Raw genomic sequence first — 20,747 nt, 5'->3', positions numbered from 1 at the left:
TTCATGATCGGCTATGAATGGCCTATGTCGGTTTTGAGAATGGCGATGGCCGCGGCCTGCGTCGCGGCGGCGACCGGGTGTTCGGTGCTGGCGGGGCTGAATTCCCCGGAACCGCCGGATCTCACGCTCCCTCTCGACGCCTACAGTCTCGGTGCGAAGGATCGCGCCCAGGTGATACGAGCCCGGTTCATGCTGATGGAGGAATGCATGCGCCATGTGGGGCTCGATTTTCGGTTTCCCGCCGTCGAACCGGTGACCGACCTGCGCAATGTCGACCTCCTCGGGTGGCTCGATGCCCGACAGGCCAGGAAATCCGGATATCTGCGGGAGGGGCGAAATCCGGATGAGATGACCGGCATTCCGTCGTACTCCACCACGGACGACGAGTTCTACGTGCTGTACGGGAAGGTCCGGCGATTCCACGGGCGGACGGTGCCGCCCGGAGGCTGCATGGCCAAGGCGGACGCCCTGCTGAACCGGGGAGCGCGGGGCGTGGCCCCGGCCGATGCCGGCAAGAGGTTCGACGACGACGAGGTCCCGCGTTACGTCGACAGCGCGGCCGAGCTCGCCTCCAAGGACCCGCGGGTCGCGGCGGCCGAGCGCGAGTGGAGCGACTGCATGCGGTCGGAGGGCTTCGACTACCTGAACACCGGCCAGGCCTCCGGTGACCCGCGCTGGACGGCGACCGTCAACGACGACCTGAGCCCCAAGCCGCGCGACACGCAGGCCGAGATCGACACCGCGGTCGCGGACGCGCGATGCCGGGCCGAGACCGGCTACCTCGCCGTACGCCGCACGGTCCATGTGGAGGCCCAGAACCGGGTCATCGGCCGGAACCGCGCCCGGCTCGACGTCGTCAGGTCGCTCCACCAGGCCCGCCTCGCCAACTCCGCCAAGGTCCTCGACGGCACGCTGACGCTGTCCTGGTGAGGTTCACTTCAGGTAGTGGAACGCGGGCTTCGGGTGCATGAGGAAGTCGTGGTGGGAGATGTTCCAGGCGTACGCCCCGGCCATGGCGAAGGCCACCACGTCGCCGACGGCGAGTGCGGCGGTCACCCGGCGGGCGAAGACGTCCTTGGGCGTGCAGAGCCGCCCGACCAGGGTCACCGGCCCGTCCTCGCGCTCCTCGCTCCTCGCGAGGACGGCGAACGGCTGGTCGTGTCCCTTCGTCACCGGCGTCCGCAGATGGTGGGTGCCGCCGGAGAGCACGGCGAAGCGCTCCCCGTGGACGCGCTTCACGTCGAGCACCGTCGTGAGATACCAGCCGCAGTAGGCCGTCAGGGCGCGCCCCGGCTCCACGCGCAGCGTCTCGCCCGGCCGGGCCAGCGCCCGCAGCCCCGCGCCGTACGCCGCCCAGTCGAACCGCTCCTCCGGGCGCGTGTAGGAGACGGCCATGCCGCCGCCCAGGTTGAACTCGCGCAGGCCGAGGCTCCTGCCGTACGCCAGGACGGCCTCGGCGAGCGTGAGCAGGTCAGGGGCGGCCAGGCCGCTCGCGAGGTGGGCGTGGAGGCCGCGCAGCCGCACCGGCGAGGACCCGAGCAGGGCCAGGCACTCGGCGACCCCGCCGGGGTCCATGCCGAACGGCGTGGCGCCGCCGCCCATCGCGAGGGCCGCGCCGCTGACGTTCACGTCGAGGTTGACCCGCAGCAGCACGTCCGCGGGTTCGCGCATACGCCGCAACTCGGCCGGGCTCTCGACGTGCCAGCGGTACGCCGAGGGGGCGAGGGCCAGCTCCGCGCCGGTCTTCCCCGGCCCGCCGAAGCTCAACGGGACCTCCGGCAGCACCGCCCTGACATGTGCGAACTCGCCGCCGGAGGAGACCTCGAAACCGTCCATGTGCGGCGCGAGCGCCCGCAGCACCGCCGGGTCGGGATTGGCCTTGACGGCGTAGCAGATCTCCGTCCCCGCCAGGGCGGTCCGCACGTCGGCGGCGTGGCGGGCGAGTCCGGCCAGGTCGTAGACGTAGGCGGGGACGTCGTCAAGCGACCCGGCGACCTTCCGCACACCCGCCGGGATCTCGATGCTCATCGGCGCTCTCCTTCCGCCTCGCAGAACGGGCTCGGAACGGGCACATATCCGGCGGCCCGGTCGGCCGCCCTCGCCCAGCGCACGCCGAGGTTGGCCTTGGCCGGCAGCGGCGCCCCGGCCAGCAGCCGCGTCAGCGGCGCGACCGAATCGGTGGTGTGGTCCGTGACGTAACGCTCCAGGGACTCCCGGGCGACCGCCCACAACGCGCGCAGGACGCCGTCGGCCGTGCCGGCCACCGTCGCGGCCACCTCCGCCAGGTGGTTGACGAACAGGCAGTAGGCGACCCGGTTCCAGCCTCGCGCGGCGTCGAACGACAGGGGACCCGCCACCTCCCCCGGCACGCCGGTCAGGTCGTGGCGGCCGGAGACCAGCTTGGTGCCCTCCAGGTCGCGGAAGACCGCCTCGACCGGCCACCCGGCGGCGTCGAATCCGACGAGCACGTTCTGCACGTGCGCTTCGAGCACGACCCCGTGCCCGAAGAAGGCGTCGAGCACCGGGAACGCCACGCGCTCGACGTACGCCTCCCACCACCCGACCGGGTCGGCCGCCCGGCGGGCCAGGACGGCCTCGGGAACCCCGTCCGCACCGGCCGCCAGGGCGCCGGCGAGGACCGGCGTGGTCCCCGGCCCGCACACCGCCCACGGGCCGCTACGGACGATCACCCCGAGCCCTTCGAGCAGCCGGGTGCCGAGGGCGGCCGAGCGGTAGCCGGGCTCGGGCAGCCACCGCGTGCCGGGGAAACTCCGCGCCAGCCGTTCGAAGACGGGGGTGAGCCGCCGGGTCAGCTCGACCGCGCCGGACAGCTCATACCACGCGTTCTTGCGCACGCAGTTGGTGATCCGCACGTCCAGGCTGAACTTCAGGCACATGCCGGTGCCGGGGTCGTACACGGTCCTGACCGACGAGGTGGGCACGATCGCGCGGGGGCCGGTCCCGAGGTCGACCAGCCGACCGTCCGCGAGCGGCCCGCGCAGCTCGGCGGCCAGCAGGTCGAGCTGCCAGGGATGGGCGGGCAGCGGGACGTATCCCGCCGGCGCGTCCCCGAACGCGTCGAGCGCCGTCGTGTCGCCCTCCTGGGCCACCAGGTCGGCGCGCACCCCGAGCAGGCGCGGCGCGAACCGCGCGTGCGTCTCCGGCGCGTAGTCCAGCCAGCCGTCCCCCGAGCGCGCCTTGGGGGCGGGGTGGAACGGGTGCCCGGCCACGAGGGCCTGCTCGGAGGCGAGCCACGGATCGGCGGGCGGGACGGCCCGCGCGCGGGCGGCCAGGATCGCCGCGACCGCCTCTCGCCCGGCCCGCACCTGGGCGGCGAACTCCTCGTTGCCGCCGTCCAGCTCCCGTTCCACCAGCGCGACGAGCGAGGGCAGGTCGAGGGGCCGCCAGCGCCCCTCCGCCAGATGCTCGGGCGGGCCGTCGAAGCGCAGCGCGATGCCGCCGCTGACGCGGACGCGCACCGGCGTCCCGGCCACGCGGAGCGTCAGGTGAGGCCCGGCGGCGTGCACGTGCCCACGGGGGCCGCCGACCTCGCGCAGCCAGCAGCGCAGCAGCGCGCCGAGCGCCGCCTCCTCGGCCGGGGCCTCGTGCGGGTCACGGGTGTGCGGGTCCAGGGCGTGTGCGTCGAGGAGCAGGCGGTCCATGGCTCAGGCACCCCTCAGGTAGTTGGGGCCGGTCGTGCCGTAGAACTTGTTGACGTCCCTGGCCCCGGTGCGGTCCTTGGCCACGAGCGTCCCGGCGACGACCATCGACTTGCCGGTGAGACGGGCGGCCTCCAGCGTGCGGGCCCGCAGCAGCCGGGCCATCGGGTCGTCCCCGTACGGCTCCAGCGCGGCCGTCAGAGCCCGTCCGACGAGCGTGGCGGCGGAGCCGGGCAGCGCGCCGTGGGCCACGGCCATGGCGGCCAGGTGCAGGGTGATCGTCACGAAGACGTCGGCGAGAGCGTAGGGGTCGTCGGTCAGCATGCGCTCGTCGCCGAAGCCGGGCGCCTCGATCCCCGCCGCGTGCAGCCGCCGGGGCGAGGCCAGCAGTCCGTCGTTGTCCTTGACCAGCAGCCGCATGGGTCCGTCGCCGAACACCAGCGCGAGATTCTGCTGGTGGGCCTCCAACGCGACGCCGTACCGGACGAACAGCGTGACGTTCCACGCGAGCAGCGCCGTGAGGTAGTCGCGCAGCAACGCCTCCGTGTCGCCGCCGTGGTGGCGCTCGGCCACCTCGTGCAGGACGAGCCGCCCGCCGGAGTCGCCGAGCGGCGCGAGCAGGGCGGCGACCGGCACGATCTCCCCTACGGGCAGATCGCGGACGAGCCAGCCCAGGTATTCGTGCTCCGCGTGCCCGTAGGTCTGCTCGCCCGCGAGGCAGACGCGCAGGCCGGGCTCACGCGCCAGGATCTCGCGCAGCAGCGACTCGGCCAGCGCTCCGTCCCGCAAGGTGCCCGGTTTGATCGACCGGCGGTTGCGCAGGCCCAGCGTGCTCGCCGGGAGCGGCACCTTGAGATGGACGCGCTCGGAGACCTCCACCGTCCGGGTCGACAGGGTCGGCCGCACGGTCACATACGGCTGCGGACCCGCGACCAGCCCGGGAAGCCCGGCCACCAGCGGCTCCGTCAGCGGATGGACGGGGAGGAGCACGTGCGTGCGGGCCAGGCCGGGCGGCAGCCCCACGTCGCCGGGCGCGGGCCACCACCCCGGGAGATCCGGCGGGGAGAGCGTCACCCGCTCGCGCGGCGCCGCGGTCCACCTCATGCGGAACTCGGGGGCGAACTCCGGGGCGTAGGCCGCCAGGTCGGCGGGGGAGACCCCGAGACGGCACCTGGCCGTCGGATAGAGCGGATGGTCCACCGCGGCCGCCAGAGACTCGTAGCGGATGAGGCCGTGACGCCTCCGCAGCCGCCGCGCCACCTCGCCGCGCATCCGGTGGTGGGCCTCCAGGGCCGCGAGCGTCTCGTGGCACTCCCGCTCGAAGGCGGCGACCCCCTCGGCGTCTGCGGGGTGGGCGACGGCCTCCAGCGTCTCCAGCACCTCCGCCAGGCGCAGGCGCTCGTACGGGGCCGTGGCGAAGTCCTGGAACGGGTTGCCCGCGGCGAGCCCGACCCGTCGTCCCGAGGCGAGGACGATCGCGACCCCGTCCTTGTCGTGGGTGACCCTGGCGGAGATCCCGGCGTAGTCCTCTCGCAGCAGGGCGTTCAGCACCCGCGCGGCCAGGTAGTGCTCTCCACCCGTCGCCCCCCGGTGGTCGCGCGCCGCCGGGATCATGCGAGCACCCAAGGGTGCTCCTTCCTGAAGGTGTCGATCGCGGCGTCGACGCCGGCGGCGTCCGGGCCGACGGCGCGGAGCAGGCCGAGGTAGTCGCGGTTCGTGCCCGTCACCTCGACATGATCGCCGATCCGGCGCAGTGCCCGGTGCCACAGCCGCACGCCGTCGCCCGTACGACGCACGGAGATGTCCGGCGGCGCGGCGGTGACCGTGCCGGAGCGCTCGGCCACGAGGCTCACCACGGATCCGTACGCCGCGCGAAGGCCGTCCAGGTCGAACGAGGACACCGGCTCGCCCGCGTGGACGCGCAGGATCCACTGGTGCAGGGGCACACCGAGCAGGTCCGCCAGCAGGAAGTCGCAGTTGTCGCCGATCAGCCGATAGTTGATCTCGATGACGCGGGGACCGTCCGGGGTGACGGCATACTCGGTGTGGCACACCCCGAAGCCGACCCCCGCCGCGTCGAGCGCCGCGCCCAGGTGGGCCAGGTGGCCGGCGTCGGGGGGCCGCCAGTCCAGGCGCTCCTCAACGAAGTGCGGCAGCGGGCCGAGCGTGGTGGCGAACCCGCCGACGACTTCCCGGGTGGTGCCGTCGCCGAGCGTCTCCAGCGTGCGGACCGGCCCGTCGAGGAACTCCTCCGCGACCAGGACCTCCTCCGGCCGCCGCTCCCTGATCGCCGTGACGGCGGCGGCCAGCGCGTCCGGGCCGTCCACCAGCACCACGTCCTCGCTGGCCACGCCCAGCGCGGGCTTGACCACGACCGGGTACGGCAGGCCCTCCGGCACCCCTCCGCCGGGCGGCAGCCGTACGGACCTGACGGGTTCGACGGCGGCGAGGGCGCGGCGGGTGAGCGCCTTGTTCTTGGCGGTCACGCAGGCCCGCCAGTCCTTGCCCGGCAGGCCGAAATACCCGGCGGCGAGCGCGGTGGCGGCCTGGAGGTGGTCGGAGTTGGAGAAGATCACATCGGGCCGGTGGTGGGCGGCCACCGCGTCGATCACCGCCCGGGGGTCGCGGACGTCCGCCGCCACGACGTCGTACCCCGGATACCGATCAGGCTGGTCGGTGAGTATCGTCACGTCCCAGCCCAGCGCGGCCGCGGCGGGGAGGAACCCGCCGGTCACCGAGTCGGTCGGGTTGAGCGTGGTGAGGTACAGCCGCACCGGCCCTCCATAGGTAAGGCTAACCTAAGCGACTGCATCTTAGCCGGGGACGTCGACCTTTTGACCGGGGAACGGGCATGGGCAGGAAGATTGCCGGAGCGGCGGCAGTGGAAGGATGACGGCGTGGAAATCGCGGACGGACTGCTCGGCCCCCTGCTCCTGGCGAGGAGCGCCATCGACAGATCGGCGGCCCTGCGCGGCGACGAGGAATGGCTGCGGCGCGCGTGGGAGGCGGAGAAGACGAGAGTTTTCCTCATCCACGACGGCCGCACGCTGGTGCGCCGCTTCACCGACGGCGCGGCCCTGGTGCTCACCTCGCCGGCCGAGGCGCCGGAGGGCACGCGTTACCTGCTGGGCGTGGACGAGGACGGCGTGCCCTACTTCGCGGTCAACGCCCCGCTGCCCGAGCCCCTCCGAAGCACCGGGGACGCGGTGGGCCTGCGGGAGGCCGCGGTGCTGCTGGACGACCGCGACGCCGGGCTCCTCGTCTACGCGGTGGCCCTGGAGGCGTGGCACGCGAGTCATGAGTACTGCCCGAGGTGTGGCGGCCTCACTGACGTGACCGCGTCGGGCCACATGCGGGTGTGCCCGCGCGACGGCAGCCAGCACTTCCCGCGCGTCGACCCTGCGGTGATCATGCTGGTGCACGACGACGAGGGCCGCATCCTGCTCGCGCGCGGCCCGCAGTGGCCCCGGGGCCGGATGTCGGTGCTCGCCGGGTTCGTCGAGCCGGGGGAGTCGCTGGAGCACGCGGTGGTCCGCGAGGTCCTGGAAGAGGTGGGCGTCGCCGTCACCGCGCCGCGGTATCTCGGCAGTCAACCCTGGCCGTTCCCGCGCAGTCTGATGCTCGGCTTCTTCGCCCGCGCCGTCACCACCGACCTGCGCCCCGACCTGGAGGAGATCGCCGAGGCCCGCTGGCTGTCCCGGGAGGAGCTGGAGGCCCAGGTGCGTTCTGGTGACCTGGTGCTGCCCGGCCAGGTCTCGATCGCCCGGCGGCTGATCGAGACCTGGTACGGAGCGCCGATCCCCGACACCGACTGGTGAATCAGCAGGCGCCTTCGAGGTGCCGCTTCACCTCGGCGACCGAGGGGTTGGTCATGGTGTGACAGTCCGCGACCACGGTGGGGACGACCTGGTTGCCGTTGTTCACGCTCGCGACGAAGTCGGCGGCGTCCGGGTGGCGCTCGATGTCGACCTCGCTGAAGACGATGCCCTCCCGGGTGAGCTGGCCCTTCAGCCGCTTGCAGGGGCCGCACCAGCTTGTGGTGTAAACCGTCAGCGCCATCTGTCGTCCCTTCCGTGCGCATCACTGTTGCCGAGAGCAGTCATGGCAACATCGCGAGCGCGCCACGTGTTCCCGGCTACCCGGCGACGCGCCCCAGCCGGGCGATGATCCAGGCCTGGACGGTCTCGGCGACCCCCGGCTCCCGGTACAGCGGGGCGCTGTGCTGGGTGCCGGCCATCGTCTTGACGGTCATCCGGACCCCGACGCTCGCCAGCGACTCCTCGAGCATCTCGCTCTGGTAGGGCGGGACGAACTCCTCGGAGGAGTGGAAGGCGAGCATCGGCGGGTCGCCGGCCGAGGCGTGGAACGGCACCTCCATGCTCGACCAGACGCGCGGGCACTGGGCGGGCGTGCAGCCGCCGGCCAGCTTGATGGCCGCCTTGCGCAGTTTCTGCTGCTCCTTGCTGCCGAACGCGCTGCCGTCCGTGAACGCCGACAGCGGCGAGACGGGCGGGGAGATCCCGACGACGCCGCGCAGCCCCGGCCGCCCGTCGCCGTACGCGCCGACGGCGGCGGCGAGGTGGCCGCCGGCGGAGAACCCGATCAGGACGTAGCGGCTGGGGTCGGTGTTGAAGAACGCCGCGTGCCTGCGCACGGCGTTGACGGCGGTCAGCACGTCGGTGCGCTGCGCCGGCCAGGCCGCGTCGCCCGACAGCCGGTAGTCGAGGTTCACGACGGTGTAGCCGAGCTGGGAGTAGCTGCGGCTGATCGACGTCATGTACTTCTTGTCGCCCCCGGACCACCAGCCGCCGTGGATGACGAAGACGGCCGGGCGCCGCGGTCCGACGGTGTGCCACCACACGTCCATGATCTGGCGCGCGTGCGAGCCGTACGCGTAGGTGTGGATCCGCACATCGGACGGCGTGAGGGCCGGCGAGGGCGAGGCCGACGGGGACGGCGAGGGCGACGGGCTCGCGGAGGGCGAGGCCGAGGGCGCGGCGGACGGTGTCGCGGACGGGGCCGGGGAAGCGGAGGGGCGATGGACGGGAGCTCCCGCCGAGGCGGCCGCCTGGGCGTCCGGCGGGGCGAGCATGAGGGCGGCGAGGGCGGCGGCGCCCATGCCTAAAGCAGTTCGGACCGCGGTGGCCACGGCGTCTTCCTCCCCGATGTCGCGTCGTGCGCCGACCGGTCCCCGGGACACGCTCGGTCGGCTGCTGGAAGGATGATGCCAGTAACAACGTCCGCAACGCATGTTGGGAGCCGTTCCTTGGACGTCCTCGACGGTCTGGATCCCGAGCAGCGCGAGGTCGCCCAGGCGGTGCGCGGACCGGTGTGCGTGCTCGCCGGGGCGGGGACCGGCAAGACCCGCGCCATCACGCACCGCATCGCGTACGCCGTGCAGACCGGGGTGGTCGAGCCGCAGGGTGTGCTCGCCGTGACCTTCACGACCCGTGCGGCGGCCGAGCTGAAGCAGCGGCTGCGCGGTCTCGGGGCGCCCGGCGTGCAGGCCCGCACGTTCCACGCGGCGGCCCTGCGTCAGCTCAGCTACTTCTGGCCGCGAGTGATCGGCGGCGATCCGCCGCAGGTGGTCGAGTCGAAGCTGCCGCTGCTCGTGGAGGCGGCCAGGCGCCTGCGCAGGAACCCCGACCGCGGTGAGCTGCGCGACGTCGCGAGCGAGATCGAGTGGGCGAAGGTCACCCAGATCGGTCCGGAGGACTACCCGGCCGCCGCGGCCAAGGCCCGCCGCACCCCGCCGATCGCGCCCGAGGAGGTGGCGCGGCTGTACGAGGGGTACGAGAGCCTGCGCCGCCAGCGCAACCTGATCGACTTCGAGACGATCCTGGAGCTCACGGCGGCCGTGATGACCGAGCACCGGGAGGTCGCGGCGCAGATCCGCCAGCAGTACCGCTACTTCGTGGTCGACGAGTTCCAGGACGTCAACCCGCTGCAGAAGCTGCTGCTCGACACCTGGCTCGGCGGGCGCGACGACGTGTGCGTGGTGGGCGACCCCAACCAGACCATCTACTCGTTCACCGGCGCGACGCCCCACTATCTGACCAACTTCGCCGTCGAGCATCCCTCGGCGGCCGTGATCAGGCTGGTGCGCGACTACCGCTCGACCCCGCAGGTGGTCACGCTGGCCAACCGCGTCATGGCGCGCTCGCCCCACCGGCTGGAACTGGTCGCCCAGCGGCCCGAAGGACCCGAGCCGGTCTTCACCGAGTACGACGACGAGCAGGCCGAGGCGCTCGGCGTCGCTCTCACGGTCAAGAAGCTGATGGCGGACGGCGTGCCCACCCGCGAGATCGCGGTGCTGTTCCGCGTCAACGCCCAGTCGGAGGCGTACGAGCAGGCGTTCACCGACGCCGGCGTGCCCTACCTGCTGCGCGGGGCGGAGCGGTTCTTCGAGCGCCCCGAGGTGCGCCAGGCCGTGGTGCTGCTGCGCGGCGCGGCCCGGTCGTCGGCCGACGAGCCGCTCGCGCCCGCCGTGCGCGCGATCCTCTCGGGCATCGGGCTGACCGCCGAGCCGCCCGGAGGCGGCAAGGCCAGGGAGAAGTGGGAGTCGCTCAAGGCGCTCGCCGATCTGGCCGAGGACATGGCGACCGAGGGCGCCGACCTGCCGAGGTTCGTCGGCGAGCTGGAGCGCAGGGCGATGGAGCAGCACGCGCCGCCGGTCGAGGGCGTGACGCTCGCCTCCCTGCACGCCGCCAAGGGCCTGGAGTGGGACGCCGTCTTCCTCGTCGGCCTCACCGACGGCATGGTCCCGATCGTCTACGCGGAGACGCCGGACCAGATCGAGGAGGAGCGGCGGCTGCTGTACGTCGGGATCACCCGGGCCCGCGAGCACCTGCACATGTCGTGGGCGCTCGCCCGCTCGCCGGGAGGCCGCCGCGCCCGCAGGCCGTCGCGCTTCCTCGACGGGCTGTCCCCGCGTACGGCGAGCCCGGCCAGGGCCGAGCGGCCGGGAGGCGCGGGCGGGCGGGCGAAGCGGTCGGCGGCGCCGCTGCACTGCCGGATCTGCGGCAAGACGCTCTCGGCCGCGGCCGAGCAGAAGCTGGGCCGCTGCGCGACCTGCCCGGCGGACTACGACGAGGCCCTGCTCGAACGCCTCAAGGCGTGGCGCACGGCGGCGGCGAAGGAGGCCAAGGTGCCGGCGTACGTCGTCTTCACGGACGTCACCCTCCAGGCCATCGCAGAGCGGGTGCCCACCTCTGAGGAGGACCTGCTCGCGATCGCCGGAATCGGACGCGTCAAACTTGAGCGGTACGGCGACGCGGTCCTCGAGCTCTGCCGCGGCGCCGATAGTGTTACCGACGAGTAATACCCGCGTGCGCTGGAGGCCCCTGTGAACTCGGCCCTGAAGGAGCTGCTGGACCTGCTCGACCTCGAACCGATCGAGCTCGACATCTTCCGGGGGCGCAGCCCGGAGGAGCGCATCCAGCGGGTCTTCGGCGGCCAGGTGGCGGCGCAGGCGCTCGTGGCGGCCGGCCGTACGGTGCCGTCCGACCGGATGGTCCACTCGCTGCACGCCTACTTCATCCGGCCGGGGGACCCGGCCGTCCCGATCGTCTACAACGTCGAGCGGGTGCGCGACGGGCGGTCGTTCACCACCCGGCGCATCACGGCCATCCAGCACGGCAAGGCGATCTTCTCGATGTCGGCGTCGTTCCACATCCAGGAGCCGGGCGTGAGCCACCAGGCCGCGCGCATGCCGCAGGTGCCGGACCCCGAGACCCTGCCGACCTTCCAGGAGCGGATGCTCGACGTCGTGGGCGACGAGCCGGGCTGGCGCGAGCTGCTGGCCAAGCCGCGCCCGGTGGACGCGCGGTATGTGAACGCGCTGACGTGGGAGGCCGCCCACGACCCCGCCCTGGTCACCCCGGAGAACAACGTCTGGTTCCGGTACGACGCCGACCTGCCCGACGACCCGCTGCTGCACGTCGTGCTCGCGGCCTACGCCAGCGACTTCACACTGGTGGACACCGTGCTGCTGGCCCACGGCCTCGCCTGGGGGTCCTCGGCGGTGTCCGGCGCGTCCCTGGACCACGCGATGTGGTTCCACCGGCCCTTCCGGGCCGACGATTGGCTGCTGTACGCCCAGGAGTCGCCCTGGTCGGGGGAGGCGCGCGGGCTCGCCCGCGGGCAGATGTTCACCGCGGCGGGGGAACTCGCCGTATCCGTGGTTCAGGAATGCCTCATCCGGGTGTCGCCCGCGCTGCATCCCGATGTCACGAAGTCGTGAAAATCGCAGGTAGAAAATAGGTTGCCCACCCTGCCGCGGCGGTTTAGGGTCTTGGACAAGTCAGCCGGACGCTCAGGTCCGGCGAGATCGCACTGAAATGGAGGTGAGTCCAGTGAGGAACATGACGACGTCCCGCGCGCTGTGGCTCGTCTCCGCATGCCCGGCCGCCATTGTCATGCCGGCGAAACTGCGGCGTGGCGAGGCCGCTCCTGCCCAGGCTCCGGTCACCGGAGTCGCGGGCTCGGCCGCCCTCGGCGTGTTCGCCCGCCCGGCCACCCATGGCAACCCCGCCCACCGCCCGGTTTATGTCAACCGGCCGATGAGCGATGAGCAGATCCGCGCCGCCGCTCGCGGCGGTGCGCAGGGTCCGCACTATGCCTGGAGAGGACCAGTCATACCCTGACCGGTCTCCACCTCCGGGCCGCGGATCCGCACCAGGATCCGCGGCCTTCTTGTTTGTCGGCCACGAATCCACACCCCAGAACGAGGACACCCAGACCAAACCATTCGAAGAGGTGACGCAGATGGCGGCCCCGGTCATGGACCTGATCGAAGCCGAAATCCCCTGTCGTACGGAGCCCGACCTGTGGTTCGCCGAGTCTCCCGAGGACGTGGAGTTCGCCAAGGCGCTCTGCGGCGGCTGCCCGATCCAGAAGGCCTGCCTGGCCCGCGCGCTGGAGCGCGAGGAGCCGTGGGGCGTCTGGGGCGGGGAGCTCATCCTGCGGGGGGTCGTCGTGCCCCGCAAGCGTCCCCGTGGGCGCCCGCGCAAGTCTCCTGTCGCCGCCTGACCAGCAACCACAGCAATTCCGGAAGGAACCGATCCAGATGAGCATCTCCCCGATCACCGCCCTGTATCTGCATCAAGAACTGGCGCATGAGCGAATACGAACCCTCCACCGCGAGGCGGCTGAGGAGCGGCTGGCCGGCCGGATCAGGAGCGTGCAGAGGGCACGCCGGCAGGCCGAGCGCGCGTCCCGGCGGCTGAGTTCCGCGCTGGCGCGTATGTGACGCGAGCCTGACGCGCCACCGACGGTGCAATCCGATGACGAAGGCCCGGGCCCGGTGAACGGCCCGGGCCTTCGGCCGTGCTCGTAACCGCCGTGCTCGTAAAGAAGAGATCACCGAACGCACAGAAGATCGCCTGTCGTGGGAGCCGGCGAGGATCACGGGGTATGAGCCGGAGCGCCCCCGGCACCTGATGGTCACGGGCGGCAGGCGAAGCGATGCACGAGCGGTGGGTGGGACTTCGATGGGCGACCGGACGTCAGGCGCGCTTGATCTCGTGGCGGGTGCGCGACGGCTCGCCGTCGCCGCGCTCGTCATCGGACTGTGGGGTTCGGTCATGCCGGGGGCCGAGGCGGCGCCGATTCCCGGAGCGTTCCGGGTGGCCCGCCATGGCAGCGGCCACGGTCACGGCGACGGTCACGGCGACGGAGCGACCCAGGTCACCGGGGGCACCAACACCGCGAACTCGCCCACGATCAAGAGCCCGCCCAAGCAGATATCGGGGGGCCGGCGCAACGTGAACGCCCCCGCGGCCAACAGCGCCGTCACGTTCGCGGGCATCCAGCAGGTGTCGAGCGTCAGCGTCTTCACCAACACCCTCAACGGCAACTGCAAGAGAGGGATCAACCGCTGCGTCATCAACCAGAATCTCCGGACGGTCGAGAGCAGGGGCGGCCGATAGCCCGGAGTGTGCCGGCTCAGGTCAGGGCGAGTGCGCTGTCCTCGGACTCGCCCGTCTCGTCGGCGAAGCCGGGAACCCAGCGCACCACCTCGTCACGGAAGCGGGCGGTGGCGCCGAGCTGGCACAGCACGCCGACGCCGGCCGCGTGCACGCGGTGGATCAGCACGTACGACGCGGGCAGGTTGAGCTGGCGGACCACGTTGTTCGGCCGCAGGTCGGCCACGGTCGCCGCCTGCTCCCGCAGCCACTCCCTGCTGAAGGCGAACTCCTCGACCCGGGTCGGCTCGACGTACGGCGCGAGGAAGGCCCGCAGGGCGTCGACGTCGACCTCGATGTGCGGGCGGATGAACCCCTCCGCGCGCAGCCCGTGCACGACCGCGTCCATGTCGCCCTGGTTGAAGATGCGCGTGAGCCTGCCGAAGGCGACGGGGTAGCCGTCGGGCATGCGGTTGACCGCCCCGAAGTCCAGCACGCCGAGCCGCCCATCCTCCGTCAGCCAGAAGTTGCCGGGGTGGGGGTCGGCGTGCAGCATCCCGACCCGGGCCGGAGAGCAGAACAGGAAGCGGACGAACAGCAGGCCGGCGTGGTTGCGCTCCTCCTGCGTGCCGTCGGCGATGATCCTGGAGAGCGGGGTGCCCGTCATCCACTCGGAGACGAGGATCTGCTCGTTGGCCGCGATCACGGCGGGCACGTGGAAGTCCGGGTCGTCGCGGAACTCCTCGGCGAACGCGTGCTGGGCCTCGGCCTCCTTGAGGTAGTCGAGCTCCTCGGACACCCGCTCCTTCAGCTCGGCCAGCACCGGCTTGATGTCCAGTCCGGGCAGCAGCGCGCCGAAGAGCTTGCCGAGCCGCGCGAGCTGGTTGAAGTCGGAGATCAGGGCCTTGCCCGCCCCCGGATACTGGATCTTCACGGCGACCGGGCGGCCGTCGTGCCACACGGCGCGGTGCACCTGCCCGATCGACGCCGCGGCGCTCGGCCGGTCGTCGAACTCCAGGAAGTTCTCGCGCCAGTCGTCGCCCAGCTGCTCGGTCAGGACCCGGTGGACGGTGGCGGCCGGAAGCGGCGGCGCGGCGTCCTGCAGGCGGGTCAGCGTCGCCCGGTACGGCCCGGCGATCTCGGGCGGCAGCGCGGCCTCGAAGATCGACAGGGCCTGGCCGAGTTTCATGGCCCCGCCCTTGAGCTCGCCGAGCACCTTGAAGATCTGGTCGGCCGTGCGCTGCTGGATCTCCTGGGCGACGATCTCCGCGGAGGCGCCACCGAGCCGCCTGCCCAGTCCGAGCGCGGTGCGGCCGGCGAACCCGAGGGGGAGTGTCGCGAGCTTTGCCGAGCGGGTCACGGCGCGGTGGGGAAGGTCACTCACACGACCCATTGTCGGCGATGAAGGGTGCTATCGACCACAATTTCCGATCGGGCGGCCGCCCCGGCTCCGGCGGTCGCGAGCCTTTCGGGGAAATACGCCGTCTATGACATTGGTCACACCATCGCTGTCGTTACGGGAGTATCCGCCGGTGAAAGGTTTGACGGGCCGTACGGCGGCCGTGCCCGCCACGCGAGCCGGGTCAGGCGGACCCGGGCCGGTCCGTACGTCCGGAGGTGCGCGTGACCGGCACGGGCTCCACGGCGAACCGGGCGGTTCGGGGGTCCCGCTCGTCCCCGAAGCCTCTCGACCACCCGGTCGCGGTCTGGCGGATCGGCGTCGTCTGGAGCGGAGCGCGTCGCACCGCCGTGATCCGCAACTTCCTGGAGGTGGTCCGGGACATCCGTGCCGGTTTGAGAGGCCGGTTCACGCGGCCTGGCCGGGAGCTCGGGGCGCGATCACGGCGGCGCCGGCCAGGTCGCTGCGGACGCAGCCGCAGTCGGGATGCGGCTCGCAGGCGCGGTGCCGCCAGCGCCATCCGGGCGACACTTCCAGCAGGCCGTCGGGCACGCGTCCCTCGTCGAGATAGGCCAGAGCCTGACCGGCCGCCTGCGCGGCGACCAGGCAGGACAGGACCACGTCGCAGGCGATCTCGCCCGCGGGGTAACCCCCGAGCCGGGCGCCCACGAGCGGCCAGGAGGGGTCCCGGTCGCGGCGGGTGAGATCGAGGCAGCGCAGGCAGGGGGTGAGCCCCGGGACGACGAAGGGCCCCACCGAGCCGTGTCCCTCGAAGGCGCAGACCAGCAGGTGCGCCACGCCTTCGGCGACGATCTCGTGGACCAGCGTGGCGTCGAGCGGATCGGCGGGCGCGAGGATCACGAGGTCGGGGCGCACCCCGCCGTCGGACAGGCGGGAGGCGGCCCGTCCGGGCCAGGCGTTGACGGCGGGGGAGCTCCGCTGGGCCGCGAGCACGGCGGCCTCCTCGCGGGTCATCCCGGTCTCCGCGCGGCCGAGCCCGCCGGGGACCACGTCGCCCGCGGTGGCCGTGCCGGGATCGACCACGCAGATGTGGCCCACTCCGGCCGCGGCGAGCAGGGTGACGATCCGGGCGCCGACCCGGCCGGCGCCGTACACGCGGACCCGGGCCGCCCTCCGCGCCGACAGGGCGCCCATGCCGCCGTCGGTGGAGGTCAGCGACAGCCTGTCCAGCTCGGGGCGGAGGCGGTCGCGCTCGGCCGGCGGCAGGTCGGCGAGGGGTTCCGGCCGGGTCGCGGCGTCCTCGATCAGGCCGTGCGCGGCGAGCCGGGCGACCACCTCCTGGGCGGACGCCTCGTCGAGGCCGCTGCCGGCCACCGCCTGCCGGAGGGTGCGGGTGCCGTCCAGGCCGTCGATCAGGCGGCGTACGGGCGGCTCGACGCCGGTCAGCACGACGGCCCGCAGCGGATGGACACCGAACTGCAGCGTGCGGCCGTCTCTTTCGACCCGGCGCAGCACGGGCTTGAGGCGAGGTCTCATAATCGCCAGACCTTGCCATACGTCGGAAAGCCCCGGCGTCGGAACCAGCGGGGCTGTGGATAATTACCGGGGTGATCGTGGTTGGTGAATGTCCGCAACCCCGTAGTTTTCACGCCCGCAAGGTCACGTTCGCCCGATTGACCAGGGAGAACGTGTACCACCCCCTGTGGAATTCGGCGCGTGTCGGCTACCTTTCATATGTGCCCCCCGAGACAGTCGAGGTTCGTCGGAGCGCACGACGGCGGCGAACCGTTTCCGCGTACCGCGATGGAGACAAGACCATCGTGTTGCTTCCGGCTGGTCTGAGCACGACCGACGAGGAGCAGTGGGTACGCCGCATGCTCGACCGCCTTGCGGCGAAGGAGCAGCGAAGACGCCCGAGCGACGACGACCTGCTCGAAAGGGCGGCGGAGCTGTCGGCGCGCTACCTGGACGGAAAGGCCCTGCCGACCAGTGTGCGCTGGGTGGAGAACCAGCTCCACAGGTGGGGCTCGTGCACCCCCGACCACGGCACGATCAGGCTGTCGGCCCGGCTGCGGGGCATGCCGGCCTGGGTCGTCGACTACGTCATCATGCACGAGCTCGTCCACCTGCTCGTTCCGAGTCACGGCCCGCGTTTCTGGGCCCTCGTGGAGCGCTACCCACGGGCGGAACGTGCCAGGGGCTTCCTGGAGGGCTTCTCGATGGCCGCCAACGGCTCCCCGGAGGAGTGTTGACCCGGGTCGCCGCGGTGCTGGTCACGCCGGGCATGGCGGAGGCGGCTCCGCCCGGCGTGGACCCGGCCGAGTTCCTGACGGCGATGGCCGAGGACACCTACGAGATGGTCGCCGGGCTCGAACTGGTGCGCCCGGTGATCCTTTCGGCCGGTGTGCCGGGGCTCGAGGACATCGCCTGGCCGGGCACGCCCGTCCTGCCGATCGCCTCACCCGCCGACGCCTTCGCCGCGCTGCCTCAGGAGGAGGAGGGCGTGATCGTCAGCGCCGACGCCCCCGACCTGCCGCCGCTGCTGATCGGAAAGCTCTTCCGGGAGCTCGGACGGGCGCACCTCGCGGTCTGCCCTGCCGAGGGCGGCGGCGCCGTCGCCGTGGCGGCGCGCCTGCCGGTCCCCGAGTGGGCCGCGCCCGATTTCGACGAACCCGACGTCGTCGCGGCGATGCGCCGCCGGGCGCCGGGTCCCCGCATGGTCGCCACCGGTCCGGGCTGGCACCGGCTCAGGAAACCGCAGGACGTGGCCCGCCTCGACCCCGGCCTCGAGGGCTGGGACAACACCCGGGCTCTGCTGACCTGAGTCCTGGTCGTAGGGGGTCACAGGCTTCCGGGCAGGCGAAGCTCGGCGAAGAACGCGCGGTGGTCGCTGCCCGGGACCCGGTGAACGCTTGTGTCCACCGCCGACGCCCGCTGGTCGTACAGCACGTGGTCGATGGTGATCAACGGCGGGTACCGCCTGTCGGCCGGCCAGGTGGTGGTCAGGCCGTCGCCGGTCGCGTCGGCCGCGTCCGCGTAGCCCCGCCCGAGCACCGCGCGCAGGGCCGCGTGATCGAGGCTCGCGTTGAAGTCGCCGGCCAGGACGCGTACGACACCGGGGGACGCGGCCGGGAGCGCCGCCAGCTCAGCGGTCCACTGGGCCACGTCATGACCGTTCAGCGGGGCGAGGGTGTGCACGTCGACGATCTCCACGGGCGGTCCGGACGGCAGGGCGAGCCGGGCCCTCGGCATGTTGTGGCCGCCCTCGGGCGCGAAGTCGGGCGCCTCGGTCAGGGGGTGGCGGGCGTAGATCCCGCTGCCCGAGGGCCCGGGCCCGTCCTCCAGGTGCCGGTACGGCAGCAGCCTCGCCACGCCCGCCGCGTCCAGCGCCTCGACGGCCTCGGGGGTGAGTTCCTGGGTGTTGAGCACGTCCGGTTCGAGCCTGCGTACGAGGTCCACCACGGTAGCGGCGTCGCCCGCGCCGAAGAAGAGGTTGACCGTCAGGATCCGCAGCGACGGCCCGGTGGCCGTGGGGGCCGAGCCGGCCGCGCGGGGCAGCACCACGGCCGCCAGGAGGGCCGACGCGGCCACCGCCACCGTGATCACGGCCGCGCGGCGGGCGGCCAGTGCGATCAGCACCGCCAGGAGCGACGCGGCCGCGACATACGGTGTGCCCGTCATCAGCGCGACGCCTACTCCCCAGAGGCGAGCGACGCCGTCGACTCCGGCGAGCCGGGCCGCCGCCCAGACCGTGAACGGCGCCACCGCGATCCACGCCAGGAGCGGGGAGACCCGGAGCCTGCGGCGCGGGGGAGAGACGATCTCACCGCCCACGTCAACCTTGGTCATGTGGCGACACTAACCACCGGATGTGAAGCGCGTTGTAAGGGAGACGTGCGAGAACCGTGCAGAAGTACCATGCAGAAGTACCGTGCAGAAGTCAGGCGCGGCACAGCGACCGGGCGCGGCGGGCGAGCCGCCGCGTGGCCTCGTCGCTCAACTCCGGGATCTCCTCCACCGGGAACCAGCGCAGGTCGAGGGACTCGTCGCTGATCACCGCCTCGGCCCCCGGTGGCGCGACCGCGCCGTACTCGACGTCGAGATGCCAGCTGTGCGGCGGGTGGCACCAGACCTTGTGCCGGTCGAGGGCGAGCGGCCCGTCCAGCAGGGTCAGCCCGGGGATGCCCGACTCCTCGGTGGCCTCGCGCAGGGCGACCTGCGCGAGCGTGGTGTCGGACACCTCGCAGTGCCCGCCCATGGGCAGCCACATCCCGGCCTTGGGGTGCAGGGTCAGCAGCACCCGTTCGCCGTCGTGCGACAGGACGGCCGTCGTCGCCGTGAGGTGACCGGGAGCGCACTCGCGCCACATCGCGTCCTCGTGGCCGCGCAGGTGCGTCAGGAACTCCTCGCGGAGCCGCTCCTCCTCGGGGGTGGGCGCGACCCATCCGCCCAGCACGGCTTGCGCGTCACGATGCAGGCTCACCGGCGCAGCCTACCGACAGCCGGCGAGCCTCGCGGCCGGTGCTACTCGCCGGTCTCCCCGTCGGAGCCGGGCTCCTTGGGCTCTTCCAGCGCCGACAGGTCGAACTCGGCCTCGCCCTTCACGAACGACTCGGGGTTGTCCAGGTCGTCCGCGGTGGGCATCAGGTCGGGGTGACCCCAGACGGCGTCCCTGCCCTCGACCCCGCGCTCGTCGCCCAGAACCTTCCACAGGGCGGCCGCCTCACGCAGCCGTCTCGGGCGCAGCTCAAGGCCCACCAGCGTGGCGAAGGTCCGCTCGGCCGGGCCGCCCGTGGCGCGGCGGCGCCGCACGGTCTCGGCCAGCGCCGCGGCGGACGGGAGCTTGCCCTCGGCGGCCGCGTCGACCACCGTGGCCACCCAGCCCTCGACCAGCGCGAGCGCGGTCTCCAGCCGGGTGAGCGCGGCCTTCTGCCGCTCGGTCTCCTCGGGCTTGAGCAGCTCGCCGCCGCCCAGGACCTCCTGGATCCGCTCGGGGTCGCTGAGGTCGAGCCCCTGGAGCTTGTCCTGCAGGGCGGACACGTCCACCGTGATGCCCTGGGCGTACTCCTCGACCGCGCCGAGCAGGTGCGCCCGCAGCCACGGCACGTGCTGGAAAAGCCGGTGGTGCGCCGCCTCGCGCAGCCCGAGGTAGAGACGGATCTCGTCCGAGGGCGTCTCCAGGCCGCTGCTGAAGGCGGCGACGCCTCCGGGCAGCAGGGCGGCGGTGTCCGACAGGGGCAGGCCGATGTCGGAGGAGCCGACCACCTCACGGGCGAGCGAGCCGAGTGCCTGGCCGATCTGCTGGCCGACCATCATGCTGCCCATCTGCCTGAGCATGCCCATGAGCGGCCCGGCCATGGCCTGCGCCTCGGGGGGCAGACCCGCCCCGCCGAGCGTGCCGCCCATCGTCTCCACCATCTGGGCGGCGACGGGATCGCACAGCTGCTTCCAGACCGGGATCGTCTTCTCGATCCACTCCGACCGGCTCCAGGCCTGCGGGGTGGTCACGCCGCTCGGCAGCGTGGTCACCTCGTTGAGCCACAGGTCGGCCAGGTTGAGGGCCTCGACGATCTGACGTCGCTCGCCCTCCATGACGCTCGGATCGCCCTCGGCGACCACGGCGTGCCGTGCGATGTTCTTCGCCATGTCCCAGTTGACGGGCCCGGCCTCCGGTGAGGCGGACAGCATGTCGGCGAACTGCCGCATGGCCGCGGCGATCTGCTCCGGGCTGCCGAACATGGCGAACGGATTGTCGTTGGGGTCGTTTTCGCGACCTGGCAGGTCAGTCACCGCGCCACCTCGTGCAGGATGGAGGAGTCCACA

21 protein-coding genes are annotated in these 20,747 nt (G+C 72.6%); 10 read left to right on the top strand and 11 right to left on the bottom strand.

The annotated features are described in order from the left end of the window. The first annotated feature begins 24 nt into the window (after positions 1–24). Positions 25–930, top strand: coding sequence for a hypothetical protein (locus tag FH610_RS33580; RefSeq protein ID WP_139579256.1), 906 nt, complete (start codon positions 25–27; stop codon positions 928–930). Between the two features lie 3 nt (positions 931–933). Here the strand turns inward: FH610_RS33580 and FH610_RS33575 are convergent, their stop codons facing one another. The 4 genes from FH610_RS33575 to FH610_RS33560 are packed head-to-tail and all read right to left on the bottom strand — an operon-like array spanning position 934 to position 6,433. Next, entirely contained in the window at positions 934–2,028 is a 1,095-nt protein-coding gene (locus FH610_RS33575) for a type III PLP-dependent enzyme domain-containing protein (RefSeq protein ID WP_139579255.1), read from the bottom strand. Then, positions 2,025–3,662: an IucA/IucC family protein gene (locus FH610_RS33570; protein ID WP_139579254.1), complete on the bottom strand. Its 1,638-nt coding sequence runs from the start codon at positions 3,660–3,662 to the stop codon at positions 2,025–2,027. The genes FH610_RS33575 and FH610_RS33570 overlap by 4 nt, the downstream gene beginning before the upstream one ends. Before the next feature lie 3 nt (positions 3,663–3,665). Beyond that, the gene (locus tag FH610_RS33565; RefSeq protein ID WP_240809353.1) at positions 3,666–5,285 is read right to left on the bottom strand and encodes an IucA/IucC family protein; all 1,620 of its coding nucleotides are present in this window, start codon (positions 5,283–5,285) and stop codon (positions 3,666–3,668) included. After that, positions 5,270–6,433, bottom strand: coding sequence for an ATP-grasp domain-containing protein (locus FH610_RS33560; RefSeq protein WP_139579253.1), 1,164 nt, complete (start codon positions 6,431–6,433; stop codon positions 5,270–5,272). The genes FH610_RS33565 and FH610_RS33560 overlap by 16 nt, the downstream gene beginning before the upstream one ends. A 129-nt stretch (positions 6,434–6,562) precedes the next feature. Here FH610_RS33560 and nudC point away from each other — a divergent pair, with 129 nt between their 5' ends. Continuing rightward, complete coding sequence (gene nudC / locus FH610_RS33555) at positions 6,563–7,477, top strand: NAD(+) diphosphatase (protein WP_420813757.1); 915 nt, start codon at positions 6,563–6,565, stop codon at positions 7,475–7,477. A 1-nt stretch (position 7,478) separates the two neighbouring features. On the opposite strand, the gene FH610_RS33550 is transcribed toward nudC, so the two are convergent. Together FH610_RS33550 and FH610_RS33545 are read right to left on the bottom strand one after the other, a co-directional pair. Continuing rightward, on the bottom strand, positions 7,479–7,718 hold the full coding sequence (locus FH610_RS33550) for a mycoredoxin (RefSeq protein ID WP_139579251.1): 240 nt from the start codon (positions 7,716–7,718) through the stop codon (positions 7,479–7,481). 76 nt (positions 7,719–7,794) lie between these two features. Beyond that, the gene (locus FH610_RS33545) at positions 7,795–8,808 is read right to left on the bottom strand and encodes an alpha/beta hydrolase (protein ID WP_240809352.1); all 1,014 of its coding nucleotides are present in this window, start codon (positions 8,806–8,808) and stop codon (positions 7,795–7,797) included. A gap of 117 nt (positions 8,809–8,925) precedes the next feature. Here FH610_RS33545 and FH610_RS33540 point away from each other — a divergent pair, with 117 nt between their 5' ends. The 6 genes from FH610_RS33540 (at position 8,926) to FH610_RS33515 (ending at position 13,588) form a co-directional block, all read left to right on the top strand. Continuing rightward, a complete protein-coding gene (locus FH610_RS33540) occupies positions 8,926–10,980 on the top strand; it encodes an ATP-dependent DNA helicase UvrD2 (RefSeq protein ID WP_240809351.1) in 2,055 nt (684 codons plus the stop codon). Positions 10,981–11,004: 24 nt separating this feature from the next. After that, the gene (locus tag FH610_RS33535) at positions 11,005–11,901 is read left to right on the top strand and encodes an acyl-CoA thioesterase (RefSeq protein WP_139579250.1); all 897 of its coding nucleotides are present in this window, start codon (positions 11,005–11,007) and stop codon (positions 11,899–11,901) included. A 121-nt stretch (positions 11,902–12,022) separates the two neighbouring features. Continuing rightward, on the top strand, positions 12,023–12,304 hold the full coding sequence (locus FH610_RS33530) for a hypothetical protein (protein ID WP_139579249.1): 282 nt from the start codon (positions 12,023–12,025) through the stop codon (positions 12,302–12,304). A 121-nt stretch (positions 12,305–12,425) separates the two neighbouring features. Further along, positions 12,426–12,689, top strand: coding sequence for a WhiB family transcriptional regulator (locus FH610_RS33525; RefSeq protein ID WP_030507395.1), 264 nt, complete (start codon positions 12,426–12,428; stop codon positions 12,687–12,689). Positions 12,690–12,726: 37 nt separating this feature from the next. Further along, positions 12,727–12,909 carry a hypothetical protein gene (locus tag FH610_RS33520; protein WP_139579248.1) on the top strand — a complete coding sequence of 61 codons (183 nt, stop codon included), beginning with the start codon at positions 12,727–12,729 and terminating at the stop codon, positions 12,907–12,909. Between the two features lie 241 nt (positions 12,910–13,150). After that, a complete protein-coding gene (locus FH610_RS33515; RefSeq protein ID WP_139579247.1) occupies positions 13,151–13,588 on the top strand; it encodes a hypothetical protein in 438 nt (145 codons plus the stop codon). Positions 13,589–13,604: 16 nt separating this feature from the next. Here FH610_RS33515 and FH610_RS33510 read toward each other — a convergent pair whose 3' ends face one another. Together FH610_RS33510 and FH610_RS33505 are read right to left on the bottom strand one after the other, a co-directional pair. Further along, complete coding sequence (locus FH610_RS33510; protein WP_476703419.1) at positions 13,605–14,957, bottom strand: ABC1 kinase family protein; 1,353 nt, start codon at positions 14,955–14,957, stop codon at positions 13,605–13,607. Positions 14,958–15,371: 414 nt separating this feature from the next. Then, positions 15,372–16,460, bottom strand: a complete 1,089-nt coding sequence (locus FH610_RS33505) for a ThiF family adenylyltransferase (RefSeq protein ID WP_139579245.1) — start codon at positions 16,458–16,460, stop codon at positions 15,372–15,374. Between the two features lie 200 nt (positions 16,461–16,660). Here FH610_RS33505 and FH610_RS33500 point away from each other — a divergent pair, with 200 nt between their 5' ends. Together FH610_RS33500 and FH610_RS33495 are read left to right on the top strand one after the other, a co-directional pair. Continuing rightward, positions 16,661–17,176, top strand: a complete 516-nt coding sequence (locus FH610_RS33500; RefSeq protein WP_139579244.1) for a M48 metallopeptidase family protein — start codon at positions 16,661–16,663, stop codon at positions 17,174–17,176. Continuing rightward, the gene (locus FH610_RS33495) at positions 17,173–17,748 is read left to right on the top strand and encodes a glycosyltransferase family protein (protein WP_139579243.1); all 576 of its coding nucleotides are present in this window, start codon (positions 17,173–17,175) and stop codon (positions 17,746–17,748) included. The genes FH610_RS33500 and FH610_RS33495 overlap by 4 nt, the downstream gene beginning before the upstream one ends. A gap of 17 nt (positions 17,749–17,765) precedes the next feature. On the opposite strand, the gene FH610_RS33490 is transcribed toward FH610_RS33495, so the two are convergent. From FH610_RS33490 to FH610_RS33480, 3 genes are all read right to left on the bottom strand, one after another. Continuing rightward, positions 17,766–18,773, bottom strand: coding sequence for an endonuclease/exonuclease/phosphatase family protein (locus FH610_RS33490; RefSeq protein WP_139579242.1), 1,008 nt, complete (start codon positions 18,771–18,773; stop codon positions 17,766–17,768). A 91-nt stretch (positions 18,774–18,864) separates the two neighbouring features. Beyond that, positions 18,865–19,407 carry an NUDIX hydrolase gene (locus FH610_RS33485; RefSeq protein ID WP_139579241.1) on the bottom strand — a complete coding sequence of 181 codons (543 nt, stop codon included), beginning with the start codon at positions 19,405–19,407 and terminating at the stop codon, positions 18,865–18,867. 41 nt (positions 19,408–19,448) lie between these two features. After that, entirely contained in the window at positions 19,449–20,714 is a 1,266-nt protein-coding gene (locus FH610_RS33480) for a zinc-dependent metalloprotease (RefSeq protein WP_420813756.1), read from the bottom strand. Between the last annotated feature and the right edge of the window lie 33 nt (positions 20,715–20,747).

The sequence above is a fragment of the Microbispora catharanthi genome (assembly GCF_006334915.2).
In the GTDB taxonomy this organism is placed as follows: Bacteria; Actinomycetota; Actinomycetes; order Streptosporangiales; family Streptosporangiaceae; genus Microbispora; species Microbispora catharanthi.
This window is presented reverse-complemented; position numbering and strand designations above follow the sequence as displayed.